General features: G+C 65.6%; 12 protein-coding genes. 1 reads left to right on the forward strand and 11 read right to left on the reverse strand.

Features of this window, described 5'->3' with window-relative positions; genetic code table 11:
* Nucleotides 1–17: 17 nt before the first annotated feature.
* The 4 genes from holA to AS26_RS04040 form a co-directional block, all read right to left on the reverse strand.
* Nucleotides 18–1,025, reverse strand: a complete 1,008-nt coding sequence (holA, locus tag AS26_RS04025; protein WP_062306317.1) for a DNA polymerase III subunit delta — start codon at nucleotides 1,023–1,025, stop codon at nucleotides 18–20.
* Nucleotides 1,026–1,086: 61 nt separating this feature from the next.
* Nucleotides 1,087–2,268, reverse strand: a complete 1,182-nt coding sequence (locus tag AS26_RS04030; RefSeq protein WP_245629598.1) for an NAD(P)/FAD-dependent oxidoreductase — start codon at nucleotides 2,266–2,268, stop codon at nucleotides 1,087–1,089.
* 114 nt (nucleotides 2,269–2,382) lie between these two features.
* Entirely contained in the window at nucleotides 2,383–3,969 is a 1,587-nt protein-coding gene (locus AS26_RS04035; protein WP_245629599.1) for a ComEC/Rec2 family competence protein, read from the reverse strand.
* Nucleotides 3,903–4,838 carry a ComEA family DNA-binding protein gene (locus tag AS26_RS04040; protein WP_062306319.1) on the reverse strand — a complete coding sequence of 312 codons (936 nt, stop codon included), beginning with the start codon at nucleotides 4,836–4,838 and terminating at the stop codon, nucleotides 3,903–3,905. Before AS26_RS04040 ends, AS26_RS04035 begins: the two co-directional genes overlap by 67 nt.
* Before the next feature lie 223 nt (nucleotides 4,839–5,061).
* Between AS26_RS04040 and mntR the strand changes: the two genes are divergently transcribed.
* On the forward strand, nucleotides 5,062–5,478 hold the full coding sequence (gene mntR, locus AS26_RS04045) for a transcriptional regulator MntR (RefSeq protein ID WP_062306337.1): 417 nt from the start codon (nucleotides 5,062–5,064) through the stop codon (nucleotides 5,476–5,478).
* A gap of 22 nt (nucleotides 5,479–5,500) precedes the next feature.
* Here the strand turns inward: mntR and AS26_RS04050 are convergent, their stop codons facing one another.
* The 7 genes from AS26_RS04050 to AS26_RS04080 are packed head-to-tail and all read right to left on the reverse strand — an operon-like array spanning nucleotide 5,501 to nucleotide 10,436.
* Nucleotides 5,501–6,223, reverse strand: coding sequence for a class I SAM-dependent DNA methyltransferase (locus AS26_RS04050; protein WP_062306321.1), 723 nt, complete (start codon nucleotides 6,221–6,223; stop codon nucleotides 5,501–5,503).
* 2 nt (nucleotides 6,224–6,225) lie between these two features.
* A complete protein-coding gene (gene rsfS / locus AS26_RS04055; RefSeq protein ID WP_062306322.1) occupies nucleotides 6,226–6,579 on the reverse strand; it encodes a ribosome silencing factor in 354 nt (117 codons plus the stop codon).
* 29 nt (nucleotides 6,580–6,608) lie between these two features.
* On the reverse strand, nucleotides 6,609–7,196 hold the full coding sequence (yqeK, locus tag AS26_RS04060; RefSeq protein ID WP_062306323.1) for a bis(5'-nucleosyl)-tetraphosphatase (symmetrical) YqeK: 588 nt from the start codon (nucleotides 7,194–7,196) through the stop codon (nucleotides 6,609–6,611).
* Complete coding sequence (gene nadD / locus AS26_RS04065) at nucleotides 7,142–7,855, reverse strand: nicotinate (nicotinamide) nucleotide adenylyltransferase (RefSeq protein ID WP_062306325.1); 714 nt, start codon at nucleotides 7,853–7,855, stop codon at nucleotides 7,142–7,144. Before nadD ends, yqeK begins: the two co-directional genes overlap by 55 nt.
* Nucleotides 7,848–8,699, reverse strand: a complete 852-nt coding sequence (gene aroE / locus AS26_RS04070) for a shikimate dehydrogenase (protein ID WP_062306329.1) — start codon at nucleotides 8,697–8,699, stop codon at nucleotides 7,848–7,850. The genes nadD and aroE overlap by 8 nt, the downstream gene beginning before the upstream one ends.
* On the reverse strand, nucleotides 8,696–9,886 hold the full coding sequence (gene yqeH, locus AS26_RS04075) for a ribosome biogenesis GTPase YqeH (RefSeq protein ID WP_062306331.1): 1,191 nt from the start codon (nucleotides 9,884–9,886) through the stop codon (nucleotides 8,696–8,698). The genes aroE and yqeH overlap by 4 nt, the downstream gene beginning before the upstream one ends.
* A complete protein-coding gene (locus tag AS26_RS04080; protein WP_245629600.1) occupies nucleotides 9,879–10,436 on the reverse strand; it encodes a YqeG family HAD IIIA-type phosphatase in 558 nt (185 codons plus the stop codon). Before AS26_RS04080 ends, yqeH begins: the two co-directional genes overlap by 8 nt.
* Nucleotides 10,437–10,534 lie beyond the last annotated feature (98 nt).

The raw sequence follows: 10,534 nt of genomic DNA on the forward strand, positions 1-10,534 counted from the left end.
ATTTAGGCCCTTTTCCGCTACTGTGCCCGCTTCCGCTCCAATGTACTCGCGTGCGCGAGCTCCATCAGCGCCAGATGTAAGGCCACCTCGGGTGCCAAGCGCCCGCGCTTCACGTCCCACTCGGCGTCCGCCAGCACGCGCACGAGCCTCTCCAGCTGCCGCTCCGGAAAGCGAGCGGCATGCCGAGCGGCCGTCCGCAGAGCGTACGGATGCACGCCGAGTTCCTTCGCTCGCCGCTCCAGGTCCGCGGCGCCTTTGGCGAAGGCCATCAGCCGAATCTGACGAGCCAAGAGCGCGATGAGCGAGAACGCGTCATATCCCTGGCGGAAAAGGCCGTCCAACGCCTCAAACACGGCCGCAACCTTCCCCTGAACGACCTCGTCGATCCACGTGAACACGCTGTCCTCGGCCTGCATCGGCACCAGTTCTCGGACGTGATCGCGCGCAATGGGGTGTCCGTCGGCGTACGCGCACAGCTTGTCGAACTCGTTCATGGCGAGCGTCAGCGACCCCGTGCGGCGCCACAGTTCTGCCAAGGCCTCCGGATCAATTGCGACCGACTTCGATCTCGCCAGGCGCTCGAGCTTCGCCATCGCGTCGCGATCGCGAGTGGGAACGGGGCACGCCACGACCGCGTGGCGCTTCGCGAGTTTGGTCACGCGGCGCCGCTCGTCCAGCTTATCGGATGGGACCGAGAGCACAAGGGTTCGCTCGGGAACGGGCCGCTCCAGATAGGCGGCCAAGCGGTCCGCGTCCGGGCCGGACCGGCCCTCGGGCACAAACGCAGCGACGTTGCGCACGTACACGAGAGGCCTTTCCCCAAACAGCGAATAGGAGCAAAGCTCCAGCTCGGCAGGCTCAAAGCCGTCCTCCTGGTAGTCGAAGCGGAGAACGGAGGAAGCCCGATGGTTTCGGACCAACTCATCGCAAAACCAATCAAACAGTCCGATTTCGCTCCCGTGCAAAAGGTATACCGACGCCGGGCCTGTCCGCGTCGCGTGATCCACCGCATCAAAGATGTCCAAACGAAATGCGCCTCCCGGATTGAGTATACCCGATCCGGGAGGCGCGACAGGGCACCGGAATTCAGATGCGCACGACTTCCTTCGCGTGATTGCCGGCAAGGCGCAGGCCGCCGAGCTCCCAAAGGTATTTGGCCTTGCTCCCTTCCTTCGCCAGCGCACCCATGACGCCCTTGATGGGCACGCCGAGGAAGCTGCCGACACCCACCTCCGACCCGAGCGAGCACAACGTGCCCCAATCCCGCGGTTTGAAGGGCTGCATCTCGCGGCGCCGCTCCCTCAACAGGATGTTCTTCGCCGCGAGCGGCCCCATCTGCTCCGCGTTCTGCGCGGTCGGCGGATAAGGTCTGCCGTTTTCATCTTCCGCCCAAGCGCTGTCCCCTGCAACGAAGATCTGCTCGTCATCCACCGACTGCAGGTACGCGTTGACCTTGGCGCGGCCGCGGCGGTCCACCGTGAACCCGGCCTCGCTCAGAATGGGATTCGCGCGCACGCCGCCGGTCCAGACAATTGTCCCAGCTTCGACCTTTTCGCCGCCGTCGAGGTGGATGACGCCCTCCGTGACCTCGTTGATCTTGGCGTTCGTGCGGAGCTTGCCCCCGCGCTTCGTGATGGTCTCGACGACATACGGCCGCAGGTGCTCCGCGACCATCGGGAGGATGGTCGGCATCGCCTCAATGCACTGAACATCGACCTTCTCCCAGGGGATATCCAATTCCCTGCACAGCTTCGGGAGATACTCCAACAGCTCACCCATCAGCTCGATGCCCGTCAGCCCTGCGCCGCCGAGCGCAATCCGCAAATGCCGCTCGTCGCCATCCTGCTTGTATAGGCGGAACTGCTCGTCGATGTGGCGACGGATCTCCACTGCCGAATCGAGGTTGGTGATGCTCAGGCTGTACTCCTTCAGCCCCTTGATCCCAAAGTACTCCGAGACCCACCCCAGCGCGTAGATGAGGTAGTCGTAGCCAATTTCCCCCTCGCTCGTCTTCAGGACGCGCCGTTCCCGGTCAATCCCGGTGACGGTCGCCACCACGAGCTCGGACGAGTCGTTTCTCAGCACTTCCTTGATGGGGATCTTGTATTTGTCACCGACGTCCCGCCCGCCGGCCACCTCGTGCAACAGAATGGTTAGATAATGGTAATCGTGGTTGTTGACGAGCGTGAACGGGATCCCCTGCCTGTCCAGATACGCCGCCGCCATCATGCCTGCATAGCCCGCGCCAGCAATCACAATTTTGCTCATGTGCGTCCTCTCCAGTTCCCAGTTTGCGTCGTCTTTCTTTTCATGTCCGATCGCGCCATGCCGGACCGAACACTTCCATCGCACAATCATAGCACAACCATGGTCGAAGTCCACTCATCCGCGCCTCTGCGGGACGCGGACGTGTGCAACAGCGACGAGGACGAGCACAAGCGCGCACGCGCCCGCAAACGACAAAGGCGCAAGCGATCGCAAGCTGCCATGCCAGGATGCGACAAAGTGAACAAAATCCAAAACGGCAGACATTGCCGCGCCGCCCACTCGGCTCATCGCTTCAGCGCACCACGCGATGGGGGGCCACGGCCAGGCGTGGACGAGACTCGCCATGAAGCTCCACAGCACGATGAGCGGCATCAGCACCTCGACGGCCGGCTCGAGGACGGCGGTGGACAAGGCACCGTACGGAGTCCATTGTCGAAACAGCCACCATAGGACGGGCACCATGTAGGCGTCGATGATGGCCGCGGCGATGAACGCGCGTGCGAGGGAAGCCGCCATTCGCCGCGCACGCTCGAATGGGGAGGTGCGCGCCTTCTCGCGCCCCACCCAACGCCCGAAGCCGATTCGATGCCACAGTGCGTGCGCTTCACACACTGCGAAGGACGCATACAAGGACATGAGCATGCTCGGCGCCAAAAGATCTGCCGGATCGAGCACGCCTGCCATCCACGCGGACGACCACAACACCGTGTAACCGTGCACCCGCCTGCCGCACATCCCTGCCGCGATGGAGTATGTGGCTCCGCACGCGGCGCGAAAGATCGCGAGTTGAAAGCCGCACAAGAGCGCAAACCCCCATACCGCGCAGAGGGCATAGACGCCGTAGACGAGGCGCCGTCTGCGGGTGCACGCCCGTCCAAACAGGGTCTGCCAAGGAATGGCGGCGAGATCGAGCGCGAAGCCGACGTTGGATCCGCTCGCGACGAGCAAATGCGTCACGCCGGCTGCCAGGAAGTCGGAGGACACGCCCTGCGGCAGGCTGCCCGGCGTATTGCCAAAGACCATGGACAGCGCGACAAGAATGGCCTCGCGCTCCCCGGCAGGCGCGACATCCTCCATGCGCGCTGCCATGTAGGCGGTGACGCGTTGACCAAATCTTTGCGGACGATCCAGTACCCGCACGCGCCCATCGAAGAGGTACAACGGCGACAGGATATCCATAGCGGTCGGCGCACGATCCGACGCGACGAACGTGCCGTCCGCTTCGACCCATTCACCCGCATCGATCCGCGCGCCGCGCTCGACGAAGACGAGCGCCTGGTAGTGACACGGATGCGCGTCTTCTCCCTCGCGGCGCACGGCAAGGACGATCTCGCTTCGGCGATGGATCACCTTGACGCTCTGGACTTGCCCCGCGATCACGTCGCGCGCACCGGGCGGCGCAGATGGGCGCGCGGGCTGCCACGCTGCCCAGGCGGCCCCTACGAGGATCCCCGAGGCAAGGCTCGCGGCCATCACGAACATCGGGCGCAGCGCGCGGCGCCACGCAGACCACGCGAGCACAGGCACAGCCAACGACGCCGCAACGAGGCCCGCTGCGCGCCACCCCCAGACGTACCGAGACCACTCGCCGGCCAGAAACGAGACGATGGCGAGCGCGTGCAGGCGAACGCGGGTCACGGCGATGGACGGCCCGCGCCCGATGAGCCACCAGGTGCCCCAAATGTGATGAGGTCCTTCCACTTGGCCAGGGTTTTCTCGCCGATCCCCTTCACGTGCCGCAGGCTCTCCAAATCAGGGAAAGGTCCATGCGCTTGGCGATACGCGAGGATGGCCGCTGCGCGCTTGGGTCCCACGCCGGGCAGCGTCTCGAGCGTCTCCAGGTCGGCGGTATTGATGTTGATCTTCTCGCCCGCCGCGAGCGCGTGCTTGCGCGCGCGATCTCCCGCACCGCCTTGGGCCGCTCCGCCCTCCCCGTGCGCAGCAGAGCTCGCCGCGGGGGCCTGGCCCGCATCCTCGACCCCTGGCTGTGCCTGAGACAGCGCCTCGGCGCTGGGCCCGGGAACGTCAATCTCCTCGCCGTCCCAGACGAGCGCCGCCTGATTCACGTTCGCGGCGTCCGCGTCATGCAAAAAGCCACCGGCGGCGCGTATGGCGTCGCGGACCCGCGCGCCCTCCTGGAGGGTGACAAGGCCCGGGTGACGCACGTCGCCGTGCACGTCCACCTGCAACGTGGTGGCGTCTGCGCCGCTCACGTCCGTCGTCTGCACCGCAGAGCGCGCCGTGCCCGAAGCGGCCGAGGTGGAATGCGCTTCGGAACTCGTCGCCACCTGCCGAGATGCGAACCACGCCGCCCCCGCGGCCACGCCAATCAGCAACGCGATGCGGAGGTACCTCGCCCAGGCGCGGAGCCGGCCGACGAACCGCTTGTGCCCCTCGCCATGTCCCATGGGCTCGGCATCCAGCTGTCCGCCCGACGACCCGGGCGGCCCTTCTGCCCATGCAACCTCGTCCCATTCCGCGTCCTCGTCGGATGCAAGCACCTTTGGCCCCGGTTGTACGCGATCTTCAACGCCTTGTGCGCCTCCCGCTCCGCGCAAAGAATTCACCACCGTGCATCCACCTCCACGGACAACCATGCTCCTGAGATTCGATGCACCTATGGCGAACACCTGTTTGCAGAGCAATCAGTTCCTTTCGATTTTGGAGAGGACAGTGGAATTTGCGGCGAACGATGAATATGTTGCCTGAGAAGGGGCGTTGCCGAGCCTTTCTGAGGTCGTGTACAATCGAGGCATCGGTATGGGGAGGTTGAACGCGTTGCTGACACCCAGCATGGAAGACTATCTGGAGAAGATCTACGAACTCATTCATGAGAAGGGGTATGCGCGCGTTTCGGACATCGCCAACTCCCTGGCCGTGCAGCCAAGCTCTGTCACGAAGATGCTCCAGAAGCTCGACGAAAATGAGTACGTGAGTTATGAAAAGTACCGCGGCATCGTGCTCACCGCGCGAGGGCACAAGATGGGGCGGCTGATGAAAGAGCGGCACGCCATGTTGGCGGACTTTCTCCGCATGCTCGGCGTCCAGGAAGACACTCTGCAGAAGGACGTGGAAGGGATTGAGCACCACGTGAGCCCCGCCACGCTCGAGGCGCTGCAGTCGCTCGTCCTGTTTCTGCAGTCCCACCCCGATGTGTTGTCGTCCTTTCTCGCTTACCGAGAGCGGCCGAGCGAGCAGCCGTCGCCCTGAGCGTGCGGGTGATGGCGGCCTATCACCGTTTCTCGAGCACCCACACGATGCGGTCCGCCTGGTCCACCGGACACTTCCCGAAGTCGCCCTGAACCTCGACGACGGCCCACCCTGTCCGGTCGAAGAGATCGGCGAGCGCGGCGGGATCCCAGTACCGCTGCACGTGCTCCTCGTCAAAGCGGCGATAGATCTCCCCATTTTCTTCAATCGCGACAAATCCGCACACGCGGTGGACGATGGTCTCGCCTTGCACCTCCGTGTGGTGCACGATGACGAGATGATCGCGCACGTCGTGCCACGCGCCCTCGCGAAGCTCTTTGTAGCGGCGCGGGCCGAGTGTGTCGAGCACCCACTTTCCTCCCGGGCGCACCGACGCCAGGACGCGCTGGAGCACGCGCTCCATCGCAGCGCGCGTCAGGATGTAGTTCAACACGTCCGTCGACGCGAGCGCCAAGTCGGCGGGCTCAGGGAGGGCGAGATGGCGCAGATCCGACTCCAGCCACCGCACGTTCGGCAGGTGGCCAAAGCGGTCGTACGCGACCGCCAACATCTCGGGCGATTGATCCACGGCGTACACGCGGTCGACGCGCTCCGCGAGCCACGCAGCCATCCTGCCCGTGCCGCAGCCGAGATCGACCGCGACGCGCACGCCGGACAGGTGAGGCGCGAGCGCCTGTTGCCAGGCGCCGTACAGCGCATCGCCCATCAGCTCGTCGTAAAACGGAGCGAGCTCCTCGTACGCCATCGTCAGTTGACCTCGATGGGAACCCACTTGGCGTCGCCCCACAGGCGCTCGAGGTGATAAAATTCCCGTTCTTCCGGACGAAACACGTGCACCACGACGTCGCCAAAGTCGAGCAAGACCCAGCGCGCCTCGTCCAGCCCCTCGATGCCGCGGCAGGTGACACCGAGTTCGGCGAGATCGTCCCGCACCGCGCGGGCCACGGCCTCCACCTGCGGGCGCGAGCTCGCGGAACAAATCACGAAGTAATCCGCCACGGGCGTCAGTTCCTGGACGTTCATCACCACGACGTCAGTGGCCTTCTTGTCCAAGCAGGCCGTCGCAGCTCGGCGAGCGATGTGCTCGACGTTTGGATTCATGCACATGCCTCCCTCGCATCAAGCGAATGTCACACCTTTTGGCGCACGTGATTCAAGAGCTCGTTTCTCGCGTTCACCGTCGTGAGATCGATGGCGAAGCCGGCATCGAGCGCATAGCGGAGCGTGGATTCGAGACTCGCCAAGGCGGCCGCCGCAAGGTCCGTTTCGGCCAGCGAGCGGATGTCCTCCACGCCGGGGTAGTCCCGCGACGGTTCGATGGCATCCGCCACAAACAGCACCATCTCGAGCGCGCACATGCCCGGCCTGCCGGTGGTATGGTAGTACACCGCGTTCAGCACGTCGGCATCCTCCACACCGTATTCTACGCGCGCGACGTCCGCGGCAACCGGCCCGTGCAACAAGATGGGGGTCTGGAGCCACGCCGCAGGCACGTCAAGCCCGCGATCGCGCACGTACGCGAGAAGCCGATCACGCGGCCATTCCCGCGCGAGATCGTGCAGCCACGCGGCGAGCTCCGCGCCGAGCACGGGCGCCCCGAACCGGCGCGCCAGCGCCACGGCCGTCTCCACCACGCCGAGCACATGCTGGTAGCGCATCGGGGTCAATGACTTGGCGAGGCGCTGCCGAAGATCATGGATGACGTTCCCCCGCTCCATCCTCGCCCTCCTTCCGGGCCTTGGCGCCAGATGGCCAGCACCGGGTCCGGCACCAGGCCACATACGTCGAGCTGTCGATCCAGCCGATCCCGCACCCACGTGGACGACACGTCGAGCATGGGCATGTCGATCACGTCCATTCGGATGTGCGGAAGCCGCGCGCGGGCGCGGGCCGCGGCCGTGTCGAAGTCGTAGCCAGGTCGACGCGCCACCACAAAGCGCACCATCTCGCACAACTCCTCCGCGCCGTGCCACTCCGGGAGGTGCTGCAGGCTGTCGGCGCCGAGCAAGAAGAGAAACTCAACGCACGGATACCGGGCGATGAGCGCGCGCAGGGTGTCGACGGTGTACGACGGCTTCGGCAGGCGGTTCTCCACGTCGGTGACGCGCATGTGGCGCCTCGAGCCAATGAGCGCCTCCACCATTCGAAACCGCCACGCGAACGTGTCTGTGTCGATCTCGGCCTTGTGCGGCGGCTTCGCGGCCGGCATCCACCAAACCTCGTCGGCGCCCACCTGCTCGTAAGCAATCTGAGCCATCGTCAGGTGGCCGACATGCGGGGGATCGAACGTGCCGCCAAACAACAGAATCCGCCTCGGCGCCGCTTCGGATGTCCGTTCGTCGTTTGCTTCAGTATACCACACGGCCTCGTCACGCATGGCCGCTCGCCTCTTCCCGCTCGAGAGCCTCGTAGACCGCGCGCTGCATGACCTCGACGGGTGCTTCCCGCTCGAGCCACCACTCGTAGGCCTTCACGCCCTGCCAGATGAGCATCGAGGCGCCATCCACCACCTTCGCCCCGCGCGCCTCGGCCTGACGAAGGAAGACCGTGTGAAGCGGCCGGTAGACGATGTCCTGCACCACCTGATGCGCCTGAAAACAGTCCGGCGCCTCGACGGGCGACTCGTCGCCGTGCGGCCACATGCCGATGGGCGTGCACTGGACCACCAGATCCGCCCGCGCGATGGCCTCGTGCCGATCAGGCCAGTGCACGTGACGAACGGAAAGCCACTCGCCGTACCGCGCCGCGAGCGCCTCCGCCTGTTCGGGCCTGCGGCAGCAGACCAACACTTCGCTGCCCGGCCGCTCCCCTGCGAGCGCGGTCAAGATGGCCTGCACGCTGCCGCCCGCGCCAAGAATCGCCGCCCTCAGCGAGCCCTCGCCCAAAAACGGCGCGACAGACGCCCACCATCCCCCGACATCTGTGTTGTGTCCCACCGCGCCCGTCGGCGTGAAGCGCACGACGTTGACCGCTCCGGCCCGCCGAGCCTCCTCCGTGCGCGCGCTCACCCACTGGTAGACGCCGAGCTTATGGGGAATGGTGACGTTGATCCCGACCGCGCCGATGGCGCGAAGCCCTTGGAGCGCATCGACGAGATCGCCCGGCTCCACCTGAAATGGCAGGTACACCGCGTCCACGCCCTGCGCCCGGAACGCGGCGTTCATCATGACAGGTGACAAGGAGTGCATGACAGGTTTGCCGATCACGCCAAACAGTTTCACCGCGCATCCCCTCCGCTCCGCGGGTGTTGCACGCGATGCGCGAGCACGCCGACGAGCCGCGGCCGCATGGAGAGGGCGAGCCACGTCGGCGCCTCAATCCGCGCCAGCGTCCGCTGGCCCGTCCACGCAATCCAGCCGAGCCCAGGCAGGACGATGTCGCCGCCCCGCTTGCCCAAGGAGAAGTCCGCGTCGCGCCGCGGCGGCGCGGCCACGAGCCACGAGCGCCGGTCGTCGAATGATTCCGCGCAGCGCTCGCACGGAACCTTCAGGATGTCGAAGCGGTGATCGGCAAAAAACGAATCCGCGCGCTCCCGCTTGGTTCGGTGAACCGGGAGATCATTCGAGACGTAAAGCACGACGCCCTGGCGTTCCCCACCCAACGTCTCCAGGCGCACCAGGCCGCCGAGAAACAACGCCTGCCCCGGATTCAGCTGGTACACGCGCGGGCGCACCCTCGTCCTGGGCACCACCCACTTGAGACAGTCGCCGCACAGCCGCTCGATGACGCGCGACGTGTACATGAGCCCCGGCGTGTCAAACAACTCCACGCGGCCGTACGGGCCGTCGATCTCGAACCGCGACATGGCGAGCGTCGTGCCCGGCCTGCGCGACACGGTGAACGGCTGCTTCCGCTCGGACAGCCGTTCCACCATCGCGTTGAGAAGCGTCGACTTGCCCACGTTCGCCATGCCCATGACGTAGACCGGCCGGTTCGTCTCCCGCGCCACCCGATCCACGAGCTTGTCGATGCCGTGCCGCCGCTCGGCGCTGATGAACACCACGTCGAGCGGCTCGAAGCCCGTGGCGCGCACCTCGCCCCGGATCCAATCCGCGAGCGCCTCATAGCCCACGTCGGCCGGCAGGAGATCCACCTTGTTGACCACCACCAGAACGTCGCTCGACGCCACGAACCGCCTGGCGCTTGGGATGAGGCTGCCGGCGAGATCGAACACGTCGACGACGTACAGCACGAGCCCGGGGCGATCGAAGATGGTCGCGACCTCGCGCTGGTACGTCTGCTCGTCTACGACGACGGGCGTGAAATCGCCGTAATGGCGAATGCGAAAACACCGCCGACAGAGCACATCTTCCCGCTCCAGGTGGCTCGCCGGCACGTAGCCGGGCATGCGCTCGTCGGTCGACTGGAGCGGTGCCCCACATCCCACGCACACTCGAGTTTCAGTCATCGATACGCCTCCTGTCCGCAACACGCTTGGGGCGCCTGAGGCCTCGGGCTTCGAGGCGCTTTAAGACGAAGCGCTCGGCCATGCGCGAGATCTTCGTGCCCCACCACTCGACGGGGTTCTGGGGGAGCACCAGAATGGCATAGAGCCCCAGCCGCTTCGCGCCCTGGATGTCCGTGAACAGCTGATCGCCCACCATGGCCGTGGCCTCGGGCGGCATCTGGAAGCGATGAAGCGCCTCCATAAATCCGCGCGACTTCGGCTTTCCTGCCGCCGAGACGGCCGGCACGCCGCACAGCTTAGCGAACGATCCGACGCGCTCCTCGCCGTTGTTCGAGAGGATGCACACGTGAAAGCCGCGCTCGTGCACGCCGCGCAGCCATGCGGTAAGCTCGGCCGGCACGTCGGGATGGTTCCACGGCACCAGCGTGTTGTCGAGATCGGTCAGGATGAGTCGGATCCCGCGCCGCCACAGGGCGTCGAGATCAATCTCGTAGATGGACGCCACGTACTCGTCCGGCATGAGCCGAGAGAGCCAGGCCAAGCTTCTCACCCAATTTCGTCACGTTGTCCGCGCCTTCAATAACAGTTGGATATGATACCATACGCGTAGATGCCCGCGCCAGGGATGCGCTCCCGCGGGTCCGTGTC

This window comes from Alicyclobacillus sendaiensis NBRC 100866 (assembly GCF_001552675.1).
Taxonomy (GTDB): domain Bacteria; phylum Bacillota; class Bacilli; order Alicyclobacillales; family Alicyclobacillaceae; genus Alicyclobacillus; species Alicyclobacillus sendaiensis.

Bases quoted from the DNA above. Each gene is read 5' to 3' on its own strand.
- AS26_RS04030 (WP_245629598.1), bottom strand. From the start codon at position 2,268: ATGAGCAAAATTGTGATTGCTGGCGCGGGCTATGCAGGCATGATGGCG.
- mntR (WP_062306337.1), top strand. From the start codon at position 5,062: ATGGAAGACTATCTGGAGAAGATCTACGAACTCATTCATGAGAAGGGG.
- AS26_RS04050 (WP_062306321.1), bottom strand. From the start codon at position 6,223: ATGGCGTACGAGGAGCTCGCTCCGTTTTACGACGAGCTGATGGGCGAT.
- rsfS (WP_062306322.1), bottom strand. From the start codon at position 6,579: ATGAATCCAAACGTCGAGCACATCGCTCGCCGAGCTGCGACGGCCTGC.
- yqeK (WP_062306323.1), bottom strand. From the start codon at position 7,196: ATGGAGCGGGGGAACGTCATCCATGATCTTCGGCAGCGCCTCGCCAAG.
- nadD (WP_062306325.1), bottom strand. From the start codon at position 7,855: ATGCGTGACGAGGCCGTGTGGTATACTGAAGCAAACGACGAACGGACA.
- yqeH (WP_062306331.1), bottom strand. From the start codon at position 9,886: ATGACTGAAACTCGAGTGTGCGTGGGATGTGGGGCACCGCTCCAGTCG.